Annotated in this window: 14 protein-coding genes; 4 read left to right on the forward strand and 10 right to left on the reverse strand. The window is 36.2% G+C overall.

The genetic code is table 11. The annotated features are described in order from the left end of the window. Positions 1-62: 62 nt before the first annotated feature. The 5 genes from Q4493_RS12545 to Q4493_RS12565 all read right to left on the reverse strand — a co-directional run bounded on the left by Q4493_RS12545 (position 63) and on the right by Q4493_RS12565 (position 6484). Entirely contained in the window at positions 63-935 is an 873-nt protein-coding gene (locus tag Q4493_RS12545) for a LysR family transcriptional regulator (protein WP_303453260.1), read from the reverse strand. Between the two features lie 539 nt (positions 936-1474). Further along, complete coding sequence (locus tag Q4493_RS12550) at positions 1475-3607, reverse strand: bifunctional diguanylate cyclase/phosphodiesterase (protein WP_303453141.1); 2133 nt, start codon at positions 3605-3607, stop codon at positions 1475-1477. Between the two features lies 1 nt (position 3608). Then, positions 3609-4106 carry a Rab family GTPase gene (locus Q4493_RS12555; protein ID WP_303453144.1) on the reverse strand — a complete coding sequence of 166 codons (498 nt, stop codon included), beginning with the start codon at positions 4104-4106 and terminating at the stop codon, positions 3609-3611. Positions 4107-4184: 78 nt separating this feature from the next. Further along, a complete protein-coding gene (locus Q4493_RS12560) occupies positions 4185-5948 on the reverse strand; it encodes an OmpA family protein (RefSeq protein ID WP_303453147.1) in 1764 nt (587 codons plus the stop codon). Continuing rightward, the gene (locus Q4493_RS12565) at positions 5948-6484 is read right to left on the reverse strand and encodes a hypothetical protein (protein WP_303453150.1); all 537 of its coding nucleotides are present in this window, start codon (positions 6482-6484) and stop codon (positions 5948-5950) included. The genes Q4493_RS12560 and Q4493_RS12565 overlap by 1 nt, the downstream gene beginning before the upstream one ends. A 464-nt stretch (positions 6485-6948) precedes the next feature. On the opposite strand from Q4493_RS12565, the gene Q4493_RS12570 reads away from it, so the two are divergent. Next, positions 6949-7611 carry a hypothetical protein gene (locus Q4493_RS12570; protein WP_303453153.1) on the forward strand — a complete coding sequence of 221 codons (663 nt, stop codon included), beginning with the start codon at positions 6949-6951 and terminating at the stop codon, positions 7609-7611. A gap of 79 nt (positions 7612-7690) precedes the next feature. On the opposite strand, the gene Q4493_RS12575 is transcribed toward Q4493_RS12570, so the two are convergent. Genes Q4493_RS12575 through Q4493_RS12595 form a run of 5 tightly spaced genes read right to left on the reverse strand, consistent with a single transcriptional unit; the run spans position 7691 to position 15396 of the window. After that, on the reverse strand, positions 7691-8620 hold the full coding sequence (locus Q4493_RS12575) for a glutaminase (protein WP_303453155.1): 930 nt from the start codon (positions 8618-8620) through the stop codon (positions 7691-7693). Between the two features lie 5 nt (positions 8621-8625). Further along, positions 8626-9651 carry a zinc-binding dehydrogenase gene (locus tag Q4493_RS12580; RefSeq protein WP_303453157.1) on the reverse strand — a complete coding sequence of 342 codons (1026 nt, stop codon included), beginning with the start codon at positions 9649-9651 and terminating at the stop codon, positions 8626-8628. A 7-nt stretch (positions 9652-9658) separates the two neighbouring features. Further along, positions 9659-11071, reverse strand: a complete 1413-nt coding sequence (locus tag Q4493_RS12585; protein WP_303453159.1) for a TolC family protein — start codon at positions 11069-11071, stop codon at positions 9659-9661. A gap of 2 nt (positions 11072-11073) precedes the next feature. Continuing rightward, complete coding sequence (locus Q4493_RS12590) at positions 11074-14217, reverse strand: efflux RND transporter permease subunit (protein ID WP_303453161.1); 3144 nt, start codon at positions 14215-14217, stop codon at positions 11074-11076. 9 nt (positions 14218-14226) lie between these two features. Then, on the reverse strand, positions 14227-15396 hold the full coding sequence (locus Q4493_RS12595) for an efflux RND transporter periplasmic adaptor subunit (RefSeq protein ID WP_303453162.1): 1170 nt from the start codon (positions 15394-15396) through the stop codon (positions 14227-14229). Between the two features lie 116 nt (positions 15397-15512). Here Q4493_RS12595 and Q4493_RS12600 point away from each other — a divergent pair, with 116 nt between their 5' ends. The 3 genes from Q4493_RS12600 to Q4493_RS12610 all read left to right on the forward strand — a co-directional run bounded on the left by Q4493_RS12600 (position 15513) and on the right by Q4493_RS12610 (position 18547). Next, entirely contained in the window at positions 15513-16457 is a 945-nt protein-coding gene (locus tag Q4493_RS12600) for a LysR family transcriptional regulator (RefSeq protein ID WP_303453167.1), read from the forward strand. Positions 16458-16540: 83 nt separating this feature from the next. After that, complete coding sequence (locus Q4493_RS12605) at positions 16541-17122, forward strand: DNA-J related domain-containing protein (RefSeq protein WP_303453263.1); 582 nt, start codon at positions 16541-16543, stop codon at positions 17120-17122. A 645-nt stretch (positions 17123-17767) separates the two neighbouring features. Continuing rightward, positions 17768-18547, forward strand: coding sequence for a PEP-CTERM sorting domain-containing protein (locus Q4493_RS12610; protein WP_303453169.1), 780 nt, complete (start codon positions 17768-17770; stop codon positions 18545-18547). Positions 18548-18645: the final 98 nt, after the last annotated feature.

The following is an 18645-nucleotide window of genomic DNA, read 5'->3' on the forward strand; positions in this document are numbered from 1 at the left end:
TAAGGAAAAGACGGATGGCTGACAAACGACAAAATTACAGCCATCAATTGAAATTAATTCACTTATAATGAAAATTCTTGTTTAATCCAGCTTGCAAAGCTATCAAGCTCACTTCCTTCGTTGATATTTTCATGCCTAATTAAAAAATATTTATCATTGGTGACGAGTTCATGATCAAATAATTTCACTAATAATTGTTCACTGAACCATGATTTACTCATAGGCAATGGTACTAAAGCAATGCCCATTCCTTGTTGGGCGGCTCTTGCTACACCAAACATACTGTCAAATTGAATGATTTGCTTAGGATCAAAATCTTCAATATCAACACGATCAGCCCATTGATGCCATGACCAAGGGCGAGATTGATGAAGAATAAGTGGAACTTCTTTTAAGGCGTCGTAGCCTAAACTTGACCATTTTTTATATAAACTTTTATTACACGCAGGTGCATAACGTATCGGAAATAATTCATGAACAATGCTGCCATTTGGCTTGCCATTGGCTAAAACAATAGAAAGCTCTGCTGGAATATTTGTTTGATTCGCCGATTTTACTGTTTCCAATTGCAAGTTGATGGTCGGATTCGCTTCCGTCCAAACACTTAGTTTTGGAATAAACAATTCACTGGCAAAAAATTCCGGTAAGGTGATGGTAATGGTTTTATTTTCTTCTGTAGCAGTAAACCTGCCTATTGTCGCTTCTAATTCTTGAATAATAGGTTGTACTGCGTTGTAAAATTTCTTTCCCGAGGTGGTTAATTTTATCGCACGAGTTTGTCGCTCAAATAAAGTGAAACCTATTTGTTCTTCTAGTTGTTTTATCTGGTGACTGACAGCAGAAGGTGTTAGAAAAAGTTGTGAAGCTGCATGTTTGAAACTTAAACATTTGGCTGCAATACAAAAAGATCGCAGTCCGCGGATAGGTGTTTGAATAGCCATTAATTAATACTTTTGATGATCCCAATGTCCCTACAGCAATTGTCAGACCAGTAATGCCAACCATTTATTGTTTTTGTTTTCATTACGCGTTATCAGGGCTATAGAAGTTTTTTATCTATATTATAAAAGTAGCTGGTGCAAATTTTGGCAATACAAATGGATTTTTTGCTCTGTTTTGGTGCGTTGCAAGTTATTGGTGCAAATATCACTGAGGTGAATTTTGTTGAAAGCTTGCCTGCTTATTAGCTATTAAATCAATGATTCTATTAAAAACAGCAATATTGAATGACAACTTTGAAGAGAGGTTACAAATAAAATAATGAGTAGAAAAAAAGGGTGCGTAAACACGCACCCTTAACATCAAACAAATGTTTAAAAATTTAGAAATCTGGGGAGATTCCGAAAACAAGTTCATCATATGCAAACCCTATGTGTTAGACAAACGAGATAAAATCACTCGATAGATTAATTAATTTAACCTGTCCTGAAATATGGGATAAACCTTGAAGTGCGTGTTTTTCTGAATGCCGGATTTAATAAAATTCTTTTATTAATTTTAGGAAAGATTCAAAATTTACAGGACGACTATATAAAAAACCTTGGACCGAGTTGCAGGCATTATTTTTCAGAAACTTTAATTGCTCATCAGTTTCAACGCCTTCTGCCGTTACCCCTAAATTTAAATTATGCGCCATTGCAATTACTGCTCTTACGATAGCTTTGTCGTTATCATCAACTACAATATCTTTAACAAATGATTGATCTATTTTAACAAAGTCTAAAGGGAGTTTTTTAAGATAAGCTAATGAACTATAACCGGTACCAAAGTCATCAACAGAAACACTCATGCCTATTGCTCTGATTTTACTTAATAACTTTTCAGCTATTGCGTAATCATTGACTAAAACACCTTCGGTTACTTCAAACTCTAATAAATCAGGTTCAATGTTATATTCTTTAATACAATTATGAATAAAGGAAAATAAATTTTCTTCAATGACTTGGGAAGGAGATAAATTAATTGAAATTTTTATCCTATACCCATGACTATTCAATTGTTTAACTAAGGCACAAGCGGATTTTATTACCCAGTGACCAATCGCATTTATTAATTCGCTTTTCTCAGCTTCTGGAATAAATTGAATCGGGGAAATGGTACCTTTTTCCGGATGGTTCCATCGTATTAATGCTTCTGCTTTATGAATGGAATTCTGTTCTAAATTGATAATGGGTTGTAGATATAATTCAAACTCTTGATACTTGATAGCATCTCTAAGCTCTTTTTCTAATTCGATAATATGCAACGAAGCGTCTTGTAATGATTGTGAGTAAAATTGTATTGAATTTTTATTATGTGCTTTACCGCTATAAGCACTCAAATCGACAAATTTCATTAATTCTTCAACACTATTCGCATCTTTTGGATAATTAGCAGCACCAACACTTACACTGATAGTGAAAGGCTCATCTTTTGTGCTAATAAACGGTTTGTGAGTACAAGCTAATATTTTATTAAGTCTCGTTTGGCAGTCATGCTGATTTTCAATGTCAGATAAAATAATGGCAAATTCATCACCACCAACTCGTGCTAAATAGTCATTGTTATTTAACGTTCCCGAAATTCTTTCACTTAATTCAATTAATAATTTATCGCCATCATCATGCCCATAATATTCATTATGAGAACGGAAATTATTGATATCTATATATAATAAGTAAAAAGGTTTGTTATCTGTTGTTTGCTGTTCTAGTTTTTGCCAAAAAGAGAAACGGTTTGGTAATTCAGTTAGCATATCTTGTAATGCAAGTTGTTCATTTTTCTGAACTAAATGTTTAATGCTAGTGATATCATTGGTAAAAATTATCCAGTTATTCACTTCGTTGAGTTCAGTTTTTACTGGATATAAGGCTATTTTTAACCATTTTAATGTTGAAGGAGGGGATATCCAACAAAGCTCTCCATCCCACCCCGATTTGGTGCTCATTATTCGATCAAATTCAGGCAATTGAGCTTTCATTAAATTAAGAATAATATCAATGGGTTTTTCATCGTGATCAAGTGCTTGGCGTCGTTGTTCAAATAAGGAATAGGTTGACGAATTTTCTATCAATGTTTGTAGTGAATTATCGGTGATGATAACGGAGAATCCCGCATTTTCTATGGCTTTTGTTAAAGCAATTAATATATCGCCTTGCTGCTCAGGCTTTTTAAGTATCGAAAGCAAACGAGTATGTAAGTATTCATTTTGCTCGATTAATCGATCATTAGAGAGTAATAATTCACGTGCGGATTGTAAGGTATTTTGTTTGCTCTTAAACTCTTCTGCTAAGCTGGTTATTAGTAAGATATTGGTCTCGTTATGTCTTATTGCTGTCGCTTCAAGATGCAATTCTTTTTTATTCTCAGTAACTTCAGTCCAAAAACCTGATTTAAGCGTATTGTTGTTATTACCTTGCCATACTTGTTGGGCATCAATTAAAAAGTCTTGTAAAAACGGAGTGTGATCATCAATTATTATGGTGTCTTGTTGATGCAATTGAGGGAATAAATCAAAAGCCCATTGACTGTTTCCAGCAATACGTTGCACCTCTCCTGTTTCAGCGTTAGTAACTTCAAAAATCACCTGTTGTAAAGAGTTGAGTACGCTAAGTAAGGTGGTATGCATACTATTGCTCCTGAAGCGTTAACGCGGCAATTGCTTGAAACATTTCTTCTACATTACTGCCGTTTTTCGCGCTGGTATTAAAATGAGCGTTAAACAAGGTTTGATATTGGATAGTTTTACTATCTTCTAGATGCCAGTTAGCTTGAAGGTCACTTTTATTAATGGCGAGAATAGCCGGTACATTATTGGCTTTTTGAGCAAGTGAATGAATTTCCAACCCTTCAATTAATGAAGTACTTCTCGTTTGATCAACAACGATGATATAAGCGGCGGCTCCTCGTAAATACTTATCTTGAAAAACATTGTAGCGATCATAGCCTTCAATATCCCACAACATTAATTGAACGGCTTGTTGTGCAACATTGACAACTTTTTTATCAACTTTCACGCCTATTGAGGTCAGGTATTTTTCATTAAAAATGCCTTCAACAAATTGCTTAACTAAGCTAGTTTTTCCTACGCTAGACGCCCCTAAGAGGCATATTTTCTTTTGAATCAAAATCCATCTCTTGGTGTTAGTGAGTTTTAAATCTTTGTTTTTTCAAATTTATTATTGATATTAAAAGCTAACAAATGTTTATGTTGCTGTATCGTCAATATAGATAATATTAAACATAACCTTTCTAGCGGTGTTTTTCACATCTTTTATGTTAATTTGTCCTAAACCAGTCACAAATATTTGCTCTCTATCTAAACCTAATTTTGTTAATGCAATAGCGGTGTTTTCAGCTCTCTTTAAGCTAAGGGCATTATTCATACTTGTATTACCGGTATTATCACTACTTCCCATAATAATTAAGCCAACCTTTTTATTTAGCTTATTAGCTAATGATGATAAATATAAAAACTGTTGTTTCAGCTGTAATAAGTCACTTTCCATTGCTTGGTTTACTTGATCATCACCACTGGTAAAACTTAGTTGAATAGTCGATATTTTACCGACAAGATCTTTAAAAATTTGTTGGTTAATCGTATTAGATTGGGCAAGCACATCGCTGCTCATTATTGTTAAGTTTTGACGGTTTACCTCGCTTGGATTTATACCTAACGTTTCAAGTTTTGCGGTTAACTGTTGATATTTTATAAAATCAATATTACCCGTCAGTATTAATTCTTCATGAAGCCAATCAAAATTTAAGTCAGGAAAGTTTGCTGATAATTTATCTACTCTCTGTTTGATGATGACTGGCGATAATGAATAAAATCTTCGTTCTTTTAATACAACGTTTTCAAAAGGTATTTGTTGTAATTCGAACCAATTTTGTACAGACAAAGCATTAGGGTCACGCATTAAATCTAAAGAGATCAGGTGCTTTGAATGCACATCAAGGTTTTTTACAACAATGCCAGCTTCATGATCAATTGCCATAATTTGCTGATGTAAAGTATTAAGTTGGTACCAATTTAGCGTTTTAAAACCGGCAAATAGAATTGCCAAAACTATCATTAGCCACGCAAACCAAGGCTTTTTTTGGTTTGATGCTTTTTCAGGTTTTTCTTCGGTTAGAAGGCAGTCGTTTAATTGTGTGTCTACATTTTCAAAAAGGGCATTATCACCATTAAATTGATTAAATTCTTGTTGATATAAATGATGAACTTCCTCAAGTGTAAGTTGCAATTGTTCATTTACCGCCTGCGGAGGGGTTCCGGTAACTGCAGCGACAATAATTGCACTAGGTCCTGGCTTAATAAGTAAGTTGAAACTATCAGTACTAACTGTTTGTAGTTGCTCTTTAACGCCGTTTTCGTCTAATTGAAATGAATCACCAACAAAATCATTAATTGCGGTAAGCATAGAAGAAATTAATTCGGCATCATTTTGACTTTGTTGATCTAAGTTAACCGCTTTTAATAATAACCCTGTTTCTTGATGAATCAGAAAGATATGTTCAACACGATAATTATAAGTTTGTGAAACAACATATTGAGTAAAGCTAACACCAGCCTGCCAGGCTTTAAAACGCCATTTCAAGCCTTTTATGGTAAAACTGTGTTCAATTAATTGATTGGTTTTTTCGATAAAATTAGTCAGAAAAGCTCCGACTGATTTTCTCACTAAACTGCCCATAAGTGGGTAAAGTGAACTGATTAATCGATCGCTATGATGCGTAACCGAGTGTTCTACAGAGTTTTCTACAATGGGTAAAAGTACTTTTTTTATTGAGTCGTCTTTTTTCTGACGATCATGAAAAGCTTCTGTTATCACATCAGAAACAATGCCTCGGGCTTTTTTATTAACCGCATCGGTGATCAGCTGGTTATCCTGACCTAGAATTATCTGTCTTAGTTTTTCTAACTCTTGTTGTGATTCTTGGTCTGATATTGAGATATCTTTTGGCATTATATCTGGTCATCTTCCAAGTTAGTTGCCATAGTCGCCAGCAATTTAGCTAATGTTTTTCTATCTGTTTTTGAAGACGTCAGCTCATTTGATACTTCTTCTAAATGTGTTTTCAATTGGCTAAGTTGTTGATCAAAATTATTGGTTAGGGCTGAACTTTCATTATCAAGTGATTGATTTAACTCTTTAAAATCTTGCTGAGTGGCGCTAGCGAACATTTCATGCTCAGAATATAGATTGTCTAATGATTTTTGTAGATTAGCTTCATTTTCATCGTGAATTTTATCTATGAAAGTGATTCGTTTGTCGATTTCTAACTGCTTAGATTCTACATCCTTTTGAAATTCTGATATTTTTTTAGATAAACGTTGCTCTAATGAATCGAGCGATTTTTCCATATCGCTACGTAAGGCCGTTAATTGTGTAATAAGTTTTGTTTCTGCGGCACCAAATACAATAGCTCTTAACTGAGATAGTTCGTCAACTGAAGTATTGTCATTATTATTTTCTGTAGCACCTTTGTTTTTGTTCGCCATTGCCTTATCCATTTCAATCAATTTTTATTATTAAAATAAGTGTAACAGCTATCTTAAATTTTTCCTGAAAGTTAATAAATTAATACCTATAAACCAATAGTTTGAATTGATTTTACTTGATGTATCACTTGAAATTGTAAAGTAACTATAAACTTTCAATATTTGGAAATTAAACCATATAGGTGGTTAATTGATTCATTTCAGTTTAAGAATAGATTAATTGTCGCTACATTCCTGGTCAACCACTTTGTTGATGGGTTTCTTGAAATACCTGTTACCAATTTTGTTAAAAAAGGTTATAAATCACTAAGATTTTATGTTAATTTATTAAAGAAAGGAGCTATTAAGCCTTATAAATCATAAGATTAACCTTGTGTTTTTTGAACTTGATTTTGGTTATAAAGATAAAGGATTTATCACACCCGAGTTTTTGAAGATAAATCTAAAAATAGCTGGATAACAGAATGCAATATAAATTAGTGTTAATAATATTAGGGGTACTTTTTAGTTGTGATAGTACTAAAAATGCCGAAGCGGCTTTAATACAGTCAGATTATGTTAACTATGGTGATAATTTAGCGGTATACGATGAAGCAACGAATTTAACGTGGTTAGATTTGTCAGTTACAGATGGCAAAGCCTATGAAAATGCATTAACTCCTCATAATGAAAATGGCTTTAGTTATGCGAATGGTAGTCAAGTTACACAACTTTTCTTAAGTTTTTTTGGTGAGTCAGTTTCGTATAATTCTCCAGGTTACAGTACGGGTAATACTGTATTAGCTCAAAAATTTTCTTCCCTATTTGGCCTTACTAGCGCTAGTTCTTCCTTTGGTTTTTACTTCGATAACGAAAATAAATTTTCATTATTTGGCGTTACGTTAGGGGGAGGAAAGGTATATTCACCTGAGTTTCCTGTCGATTACAGTAAGTATTATGATACTGGTAATTCGGGCGTCGGAACTTATTTAGTGAGAGAAGGGCGAATAACTCTTGATGAACCCGTAATTACTGCATATTCCCCGAGACTAGCACCTCCGTTATCAGTGTCAGAGCCTACTGGTTTTATTACTTTTATTTTTGGTATTTTAGGGGTACTAGCGTACCGAAGAGTATCTTTAGGTTGAAGTTAATTAAATTAAGTATTCAGGAACAAATTTATCTCTTAGGGGGAAATTTATTTTTAAGACGAGGGATGTCGCCACTTTAGTAGATGGATAAGCCTAGTTCGTTTGCAAACCCTGATATTAAATTCATTCCAACCACAGAGTTGCCAAATTTATTTAAAGGGGGGCTCCATGAGCAAATAACGCCATAATTTGGGATTATTGCAACTATTCCTCCACCGACACCGCTTTTGGCGGGTAAACCAACGGAAAATGCAAACTCACCTGATTGATCATACATACCACTGGTCGATAAAATGGCGTTAATGCGATGTGAATCTTGCCTAGTACAAATTTGCTCTTTTGTTCTTGGGTCAACTCCTTTGTTCGCTAAAAATAACAAGCTCTGTGCTAACTGTTGGCAATTCATAGAAATTGCGCATTGAGTAAAATAATGACTAAGTACCTCAGGCACTTCAGCTTCTATATTACCAAAACTTTTCATCAGGTAAGTTAAGGCAGCATTACGGTTGCCGTGAGATAACTCTGACTGATACACGTCTTGATCTATATGAATATTTTCATCATTGGCCAAATGGCGCATAAAACATAGAAAAGCAAGTTTACTTGATGAATAATGACTCGCCAAAACATCCGCTACTAATAAAGCTCCGGCGTTGATAACCGGGTTTCTCGGGATACCTTGTTCCCATTCTAACTGGATAATTGAATTAAAAGGCTGGCCAGAAGGTTCCATTCTGACTCTGTGCCATAATGAATCACCTAAACGGTTCATCGCCATTACTAAACCAAATACTTTCGAAATACTTTGAATAGAAAATGGCACGTGAACATCACCGGCGGATACTAATTTACCATCAAGAGTAGCGACAGAAATTGCCATCAATTCAGGGGAAACTGTTGCTAACGCAGGAATATAATCAGCGACGTTGCCCTCTTGGTATAGACCTTGTTGTGAAGCTATTAATTTATCAAGCGTTGCCGCTAAATTTTTAGGAATTGAGGTCATTTATATCACGATAGTTTAACGATTTGTTTGCCAGTAAACTCACCTGATATTTGTTTTTCTAGTGCTTTTGAAATGCTTTGTTCATTAAAGTCGATAATAAATTGTTCTGGCGTCGTGATTTCAGCATTTTCGACATTTTCGAGTAATAATTTACTCATAAAACTCATATGTTGTTGTGCACATAAGCTGTTAGCTAACCAAGCTCCACCCAGCGAGACAATACTAATATTGGGGGCTTTTCTAAACATTAATTCAGGTGCTAATACGGGTAAGGTTTTTAAACAAGCAATTCGACCACAAAACCGCATTAGTTCAATATTTCTAACGGTTGTTTCACCGCCGATAGAATCGATAACCGCGTCAAAACCTTGAGGGCCTAAGGCAGTTCTAATTTTCTCACAAAGTTTTTTATCACGATAATCAAAAACAGCATCGGCACCTAATTTTTTCACTAGTTTATGGTTACGCTTTGATGCTGTAGTAAACACATTTGCCCCTCGTTGCTTGGCAAATTGAATGGCAAACTGTCCAACAGCACCTGCACCCGCTTCAATGAATACTGTATCACCTTCAGATAATTGTATTTTATTTAAGGCAATAAGTGCTGTCATACCAGCACAAGGAAGGGTTGCTGCTGTACTTGAAGGAACACCGTTTGGAATTATTGATACTGCATAGTTTGGCACTTTAGCGTATTCACTTAGCACGCCCTGTTGAGCTAGGCTAGAGTGCCACATAATACGGTCGCCAATACTAGGAAATAATCCTTTATTTGCTTGTACGACGATACCGACAGCATCTAAACCAATAGTATGTGGATATTGCCATTTACAAAAGCCCGCTTTAGCAAATTGGGCATCTAATGGGTTTAAGCCAACATATTCAACTTTTACCAACACTTCATTTTCATCGCACTTGGGTAATTCAAGTTCAATGGTTGATAATTGCATTTGCTCATTAGGTTGTTCCAACACAATGGCTTTCATTGTGTTGGGTAAGTCGCAAAGTTGTATTGTTTCGTTTAACGCCATTTTAACTCTAATGTTCGATTGTTAACTGGTGACTCCAATGACCATTAAATGCTTGATAGGTACTTACTTTGGCAATTAATGACATGATGGATGTATCAATATTATTTTTTTCCGCTATTAAAACATCCTGCCGCGCATCTAACAACTCTAGATATGGAATTTGTCCTTCTTGATACATAGCTTGAGCCTGCAAAAAGGCATTATTAGCATGCTTAAATCTAGCCTGTGCATAGGCATGCTGATTGGTTTGCTTGACTAAAAACTGAAGCGATAATTCACTCTCATTAATTGCTTTAAGCACCACTTGCTGGTAATCACTATATGCTGCTTCACTTAAAAGCTGCTGTGCTTGTTTTTGTGCGATTAATGCTGGGTAGCTTAGTAAGGACCACTCTATTTGTGGGTTCACTTGCCATTGCTGTTGAGTGTCAACCAAACGAGTGTTGTTTAAACCCAATACACCAGCAAATCCACTTAAACTAATATTTGGTAAAAGTGCCTTACTTGCAGCAACACTCAGTGAATAAGCTTGGCTAAAATTAAATAATGCTTGATTGATATCCGGTCGTAGCGCAATCGCATTATTGGGATTTGCAATTTCAACCGCCAATTCATTTGATAAAAAGCCTGGTTTTTCAGTCAATATTATTTCATTAGTAAATTGCCCTGTTAATAACGCAAGCGTTGATAAATCACGATATTGCGCGTATTTTATTTCCGGCAAAAGGGCTTGTTGTTGACTAAGTTGTGCTTTGGTTCGATTAAGATCAAGTTCATTAGCAACCCCTTCATCAACGCGCGCTTTCAGTACATCAATACTTTGTTTTAATGCTTCAATTTGTTGCGTAATGATTAGCTCATTTTCTAAGTTACCTTGATAGTTTATATAGCCTTTTACGACAGAAGAGACTATTTCAACCTTTAATAACCTGAGCTGTTCAGCTTTACTCATGGCTGAAGCGTTTGCTGCATCAACCAAAGCCGTGACGCGGCCAAACAAATCAAGCTGCCAATCAACGCCAAAATTCGCATTGGATTGGCGAGTGATAGTATCAGCTAAACTACTTCGTGCTGCTGAAACAGCAACACTTCCTTGCGGTAAGTACTCGGCTTTTTGCTCACCGAGTCTGGCAAGTGTACTTTGTAGCTGTAATTGACTGGTTTTTAAGTCGTGATTCTTGGCTAACGCATTTGCTACTAACTTATTAAGTTGTGGTGAATTTAATTGGTACCACCAATTTGTTTCGTCTATTCCTGATAAGTTAGGTGCGACATCAGCGCGTTCAATAAAACCCTCTAACAATTGTTGATGTTGCTCTTCATTTATTTTACTGGCACAGCCGGTAAGTAACAGAGAAAACACCGCAAAACCTATAAAGGCAAACTTATGTTTTATCGGGCGTATCGTTAGTGTAGTCATGATTATGCCTCATCCTTGTTAGTTTTATCTTTACTTAGGAAAATATAGAACACTGGCGTAAATAATAAGCCAAAAATGGTGACACCAATCATGCCGGAAAATACCGCATTACCCATTGCATGACGCATTTCTGAGCCTGCGCCTGTAGCAAGTACAAGTGGTATAACTCCAGCCGTAAAAGCGATAGATGTCATTAGAATTGGACGTAAACGCAAGCGACATGCTTCAATGATTGCATCTAAATGTGATAAACCATTTTCATGTTGATCTTTTGCAAATTCGACCATTAAAATTGCATTTTTAGAGGCTAAAGCAACCAATACAATTAAGGCGATTTGGGTAAAAATATTATTATCATCGCCAACAAACCATACCCCTAATAACGCTGAGAATATTGTCATAGGCACAATCAAAATAATGGCTAACGGTAAGCGTAAACTCTCATATTGTGCTGCTAATACCATAAAGACCAATAACACGACTAATGGAAATACATATACCATAGTATTACCCGCGAGTATTTGTTGGTAGGTGACCTCTGTCCATTCGTAGGCGATACCTTGCTCTAATGTTTCAGCTAAAATGATCTCGATAGCTTTTTGTGCTTGATCAGAGCTTGTACCGGGAGTCGGACTACCATTTAATTCCGCGCTCGGATAACCGTTATAATGCATTACTCGGTCCGGGCCAGTGCTTGGGGTAACAGTGAGTACAGATCCTAGCGGCACCATTTGTCCTTGTCGATTACGTACTTTTAGGTTAAGTATTTGCGCAGGATCTTGACGAAAATCGGCATCTGCTTGTGCGTTAACCTGATAGGTTCTGCCAAATAAATTAAAGTCATTTACGTAAATAGAGCCTAAATAAATTTGTAGCGCATCGAAAACCTCATCTAATGGGATCCCTTGTATCAACGCTTGCTCACGGTCAATGTCAATATCCATCTGTGGTACTTGTATCCGAAAGCTTGAATATAGTCCCATCAAGGCAGGATCTTTTTGTGCTTTGGCTATTACGGCTTGTAAGTTGTTAAACAGTGCTTCAAAGCCTTTATTTTCACGATCTTCAATCTGTAGTTTAAAACCACCAGTAGTTCCTAGTCCTTGAATAGGTGGCGGTGGAAATACAGCGACAAAGGCTTCATCAATTGCCATAAATCTTTGGTTCAGTTGTGCGGCAATGGCCATGGCTGATTGACTTGGATCTGTTCTTTTATCGAAGGACTCAAGTGGCGTAAAGACAATCGCGCTATTTGGACTTGTAGTGAAGCCGTTTACTGATAACCCCGGAAAAGCAACAGCATTGGCGACACCCGGAATTTCCAGAGCAATCTTTTGCATTTCTTTCACAACAAGCTCTGTTCTATCTAAGCTTGCCGCGTCTGGTAATTGTGCAATAGCAACTAAATACTGTTTGTCTTGTGCCGGAATAAAACCACCAGGTACTTGATTAAATAAGGAAATGGTACCGCCAAGTAAGACGAAGTAAATAATACCAACGACTGCACTCATTCGAATGAGTTTTTGTACCAGTTTTTGATAACCTTGCGCACCTTTATCAAAAACACGATTAAAAGGAGCAAATAACCATTTGCCAAATAATGCATTCAGTAAACGTGTTAACTTATCTGGCTTGCTATCGTGTGATTTTAGTAACAACGCTGATAATGCAGGCGATAAGGTTAATGAGTTAAACGCAGAGATAAAGGTTGAAATCGTTATCGTTAAAGCAAATTGCTTATAAAATTGCCCCGATAAGCCACTAATAAAAGCCGTAGGAATAAATACCGCACCTAACACTAATGCTATCGCAATAATTGGCCCTGTAACTTCTGTCATGGCAACACGAGTAGCTTCTAACGGCGTAAGTCCTTTTTCGATATTACGTTCAACGTTTTCTACAACAACGATGGCATCATCTACCACGATACCAATGGCGAGTACTAAACCAAATAGCGATAAAGTATTGATGGAAACCCCCAACCATTGCATGACTGCAAACGTACCAATTAGGGAAATAGGTACGGCAATTAATGGAATAATAGAAGCGCGCCAAGTTTGTAAGAATAAGATAACCACAATAACCACTAACACTATGGCTTCAAGTAAGGTCGTGATAACGGCATCAATTGAGCCACGCACAAAAACCGTTGGATCATAAACAATGTCGTATTCAACGCCTGCAGGGAAGTTCTTCGATAAATTAGCCATGGTTTCGCGAACTTGGTCTGATAATTCGATGGCATTTGCCCCAGGTCTTTGAAATATTGGGATAGCAAGAGCTGGTTTGCCATCAAGCATGGCACGTAACGAATAATTGTTTTGGCCTAATTCAACTCGGGCAACATCTTTAAGACGAGTGATTTGTCCTTGTTCACCAAGTTTAATGATCACTTGTTCAAATTCTTCAATATTATTTAATCGACCTTTTACGTTTAATAAAATTTGAAATTGACTATCGTTACTTGCAGGCTGAGCACCTAAGCTACCTGCTGCAACTTGTTGATTTTGTTCGCGCAAAGCAGAAACCACATCATTAGCAGTTAACTCATGTGAAGCTAAATCATCCGGGCTCAACCAAACGCGCATGGCGTATTGACCACCACCAAATAACTTGAGATCACCTACGCCTTCTAAACGAGTGATTTGGTCTTTAATATATAAATCTGCATAGTTAGTAAGGTATGTAGTGTCATGAGTATTTTCAGGAGAAAATAAATGAACAACCATAGTTAAATCAGGTGACGATTTTTCTGCAACTACACCTAAACGTTGCACTTCTTGTGGTAAACGCGGCAGTGCACTATTTACTCTATTTTGTACCTGAACTTGTGCTCTATCTAAATCAGTACCTAAGGCGAAGGTAACTGTTAGCGTCATACGACCGTCACTAGTGGCTTGTGAAAACATATACAGCATGTTTTCTGTGCCATTAATTTCTTGCTCTAATGGCGTGGCAACCGTTTGGCTAATGACGGTTGGGTTAGCACCAGGATAACTCGCTGTAACAACAACGGTTGGAGGCACAACTTCTGGGTATTCGCTAACAGGCAACTGAAATAAAGATAAACCACCAGCAATAAGTATGATCAGCGATAACATCGCTGCAAAAATGGGTCGTTGGATAAAAAAGTGAGAAAATTTCATGCGTTACCCTTAGTGTTTTGCCAGTAAGTTTTCGGCTTGATCTTTACTTAAGGTAAAGGCAACACCACGACTATCAATTTCAACACTGTTCGGTTGAATAGGCATGCCCGGACCTACACGGGCAGGACCATTGACCGCGATAATGTCACCTTTTGTTAAGCCTGATGTTACCGCGCGTAGCTTACCGTAACGCTCGCCTAATTCTACTAACTTATATTGCAAAATATTATTGTCGCCTACGGTTAATACGAAGCGATTTTTTAAATCGGTACCAATTGCTTTACTTGGAATGATGATTTGCTCAGTAACAGCATTAGCTGCTAATTTAATCCGTGCAAATGAACCCCCTCGCAATTGATTGTCTGCATTTTCAAATACTGCGCGCAGACGTAATGTTCCCGTTGAAGCATTGATTTGGTTATCAATAAAATTAATATGACCTTCATAAGAGAAAGTGTTTTGTCCAACTTTCTGCATGACTACTTGTTGCTTGCTATCAGCAGTGATATTACTGAAAGACTGATTCCAGGTGCGTTCGTCTATATCGAAATAAGCGTACATTTTTTTATTTGATACGATAGATGTAAGCACACTTTGGCCCGCTATTACGTTATTACCTTTAGTGATATTCGCATTTGAAATAACGCCATTTATTGGCGAACGAATAGCAGTAAATTCTAAATCGAGCATTGCTGCGTCAAGTTGTGCTTGTAAGGCTAAAACTTGAGCTTTACGTTGACTTAATGTGGATTTGCGTAATTCGACTTCTTCCGTTGATATGGCTTTTCTTTCTGATAATCTTATCGCACGTTGAGCCTCGCTTTTTGCTTGCTCTAACGCTGCTTTTGCACTTAACACTTGCGCTTCTAAACTGGTCACAATCGCTTGAAAAGGTCGGTTATCAAGTTGAATCAGTAAATCACCTTCTTTCACTTCATCGCCTTCTTTAAAAGCAATATTATTAATGACGCCTGAAACTCTCGGCATAAGAGCTACTTCTTCGGGTGATTCAACACGTGTGGTGTAGGTGTGCCAATTTTGTACTGGTTTAATTAATACTTCAGCAACATCAATAGGTTGAAGTGGACGCTTTGAAGGGGTTTTTGTTGTTTCTTCACTACAACCTACTAGTACTAGCGTTAAACCAACAACGGAATATATAAAAATATTTTTTAACATGTGGGACTCCTTGAATAATGGAGCAATCATACTGAACCAATCTGTTGATAAAAAGCCTAGTTTTTTACATTTATTAGTGTCAAAATTGCACCAATTGTTTTGGTTGAGTAGAAATGATGGATACAACAAGTCGGTTGTTATTATTGTTAGACGTAGTGGAAAGAGGCTCTTTTGCAAAGGCCGCTTTGGCTCGCAATATTGATCGTTCTGTTATTTCTAAACAGATCAGCCGCTTAGAAGATGACTTAGGTGTTAGGTTACTAAATAGAACAACACGTTCTTTTTCGCTTACGGCAGCTGGCGCTGAAATGATTAAAAAGGCAACGCAATTGCGCGTGCTTTTAGGGGAAACAATTAGTTTAGCTGAAAACTATCATCAAGAGCCCAGAGGTATTCTAAAAATAACGGCATCAACCACGATAGGCCGTCGCTTTATTCAGCCGGTGATAAATGATTTTCAAAAACGTTTTCCGCAAGTTGAAGTAGAATTACACTTAAATGAGTTGTTGGTTGATATTGTCTCAGAAGGCTTTGATTTGGCCTTTAGAATTGGTGAGCCAAAAGATTCATCGTTAATTGCCCGAAAAATTGCCCGTAACCGTTTATTGTTACTAGCTTCGCCTGCGTTTATAGACACATACGGAATGCCAAACTCGATAGAAGAGTTGGCAAAATTACCTTCGGCTAGTTATTCAAGTCAGTCGGTTAAAGTTGAGAGTATTCACTATTATGATGAGCAAAATAAACCGTGCGAACAAAAAACTTTCAGTACTTTTAGAGCGAATAATGGTGAAGTATTGTTGATGAAAGCGTTATCTGGTACCGCTTATGTTTTAGCACCTGCTTTTATTATTGAACATGAAGTGAAAGAAGGCTTATTAATACCGTTATTACCTCAATTGAAGTTAATGAATTTTAGCGATATGTATGCGGTATATCCTCATCGAGATTTACCGGTGAGAACTCGTTTGTTTTTTGATGCGGTAAAAGACTATCTTGGCTATCAAACACCAATATGGGAAAAAGCGATTCCTGATTTTGATAAACTTTATCAGGGGTAATATCTTTAACATAAACCCATTTATTCACATTATTCGCATTGCTTAAGAGGTGATTCATAAATTTTCAAAAACAAGATTTACTAATAGCATTGACTGAAATTCTACCTCAACATCCACTGGGTATCAGTGAATATGACTTGTTATTATTGTTACAAAATCAGCCATATCAGCTCTTTTCAAGTGATGGCATGCAAGATCCTCTTATCTTGTTTCAACGTCATTTTATCTTGTTTAATGCGCTATATCAGTTAAAAGATAAATGGCATCAAGAGCAAACAGCAAGTGTAGATATTGTGGTAACCCACATTAGATATTTGCCTTTTACAGCAGGACAAGAAGGTTTGCTTCAAACGGATAATTTGCGCTCATATTATCTGGATTGGCGAAACTTCACTGATACCGATAAAGCTGATGTTGAAGCGCTTATAGAAAGCTTTTGGGATTTGATGGCTGGCGATCACAAACCTTTGCCCTCAAGCGAAGAAAGTATTAAAAATGCGTTTAATTGTTTATTGATCAACGAGTTTACTGATTTTACTCAAGTAAAAATACAATACCGAAAATTATTGCATCAACACCACCCCGACAAAGGCGGTAATACGCAAAAATCACAAGAGATTAAAGCCGCGTATCATTTGCTTAAAGTGTATTTTAATAGCCGTTAATGTTGATTGATTAACTAACTACTATCGGTTCTATATATTGCTCTAATTTAAAACTGAGTCTGTCTAAACGCCTCTTGAAAACTTTGAATTTATAGTGGGGTCTATGAATGAGGGCAGGGGAAACAACCGTAATAACTTGTCTTATTAACTTGGTGATAATTAAATCAACACAGGCAATGTTATATACATTCCTTTGCTTTAACTCAAATAAAAAGATCATGTGTCCTACATTTTATTGTTATTTTGTTGATAGATAAAAGGTTGCCTCTAAGTCATGTTGTATTCATGATTGAGAAAACCGTGGTATTAAGTGGGTTAAACGTTTTAAAACAATGAAATTGATTGGCTATAAATTATTAAGGAAATCTCGTTTAGTCAACAGCCCATGATGTAATCTAACCGGTTAATTTGAAGGGGTTTTATAGTTTTTTGTATTAAAAAAATATTTAATTAATATCAATAAAATTAATATTAAAATTGTATATATGTTCAATTTTTTTACACTTTTTATATTATTATAATGTTAAGTCTTGTACGTAATTGAAAAACATAAACTTTTTAAATTGGCATAATCTCTGCTTTGTTTTGCATGATGTATTTAAGAAATACAAAAACATATATTAATTATTATTTTAAAGGTTACATATGAAATTATCTCACTTTATTTTTGGTTGTTCACTTACTGCACTAACTGCAGCTTCAAATGCCGGCGTAATTTATACAGAAGATTTTGAAGGAAATGATAATACTTGGGTTGATTATAATAGCTCTGTGATTAATACGCCTTCAGGTGCCATTACCGCAAGTGACGGTAATCATTACGGCTTAATCGAAGTCTCAAATGAAAATCAAACTGGAGCTTTTACCCGTTTTGGTGGTTATAGCACGGTGTTCGGCAATGGTTTTAGCACGAGTCTTGATGTCTATATTGACCCAACAGTGTGGTCAGTAGGAAATGGGTTTGATTACAGCTCAGCGGTAAATGATCAAGATAATTTTCATCAAAGAGATTTTATCTTTCAAGCCGGTCAAACTGCAAACAATGGATTTGTTATTAATGCTTCAAACAACTCTAATTTTGATTTTAATGAAGGCAGCTTAATAAACAGTGATTACTATGAAGTTACTACTGCAGGTTGGTACACACTAGAACACGTTTTTTATAACCTAGGTGGCGTGTTAGCTGTTGATTTTAATATTTTAGATGGCGCAGGCTCATTACTTCATTCGGAAACACGTTCAAGCGCAGCAGATGACATTGCAACGGTTGTTGGTGGTAATAGATATGGTTGGGTAACCTATACGGATATGTCATTAGCGATTGATAATTCAACATTAATTACTTCTGAAGTACCTGAGCCTTCTACGCTGGCTATATTCGCCTTAGGTATGATTGGTTTAGCATCACGCCGATTTAAGAAATAAGTATAGTTAAATACTGAATAACATTTAAAAAAACACCAATGATTATTGGTGTTTTTTAATATGTGTAATTTAATTGTATTAAAGCGTTTAAGAAAACG

The sequence above is a fragment of the Colwellia sp. 1_MG-2023 genome, assembly GCF_030546755.1.
Lineage (GTDB): Bacteria > Pseudomonadota > Gammaproteobacteria > Enterobacterales > Alteromonadaceae > Thalassotalea_H.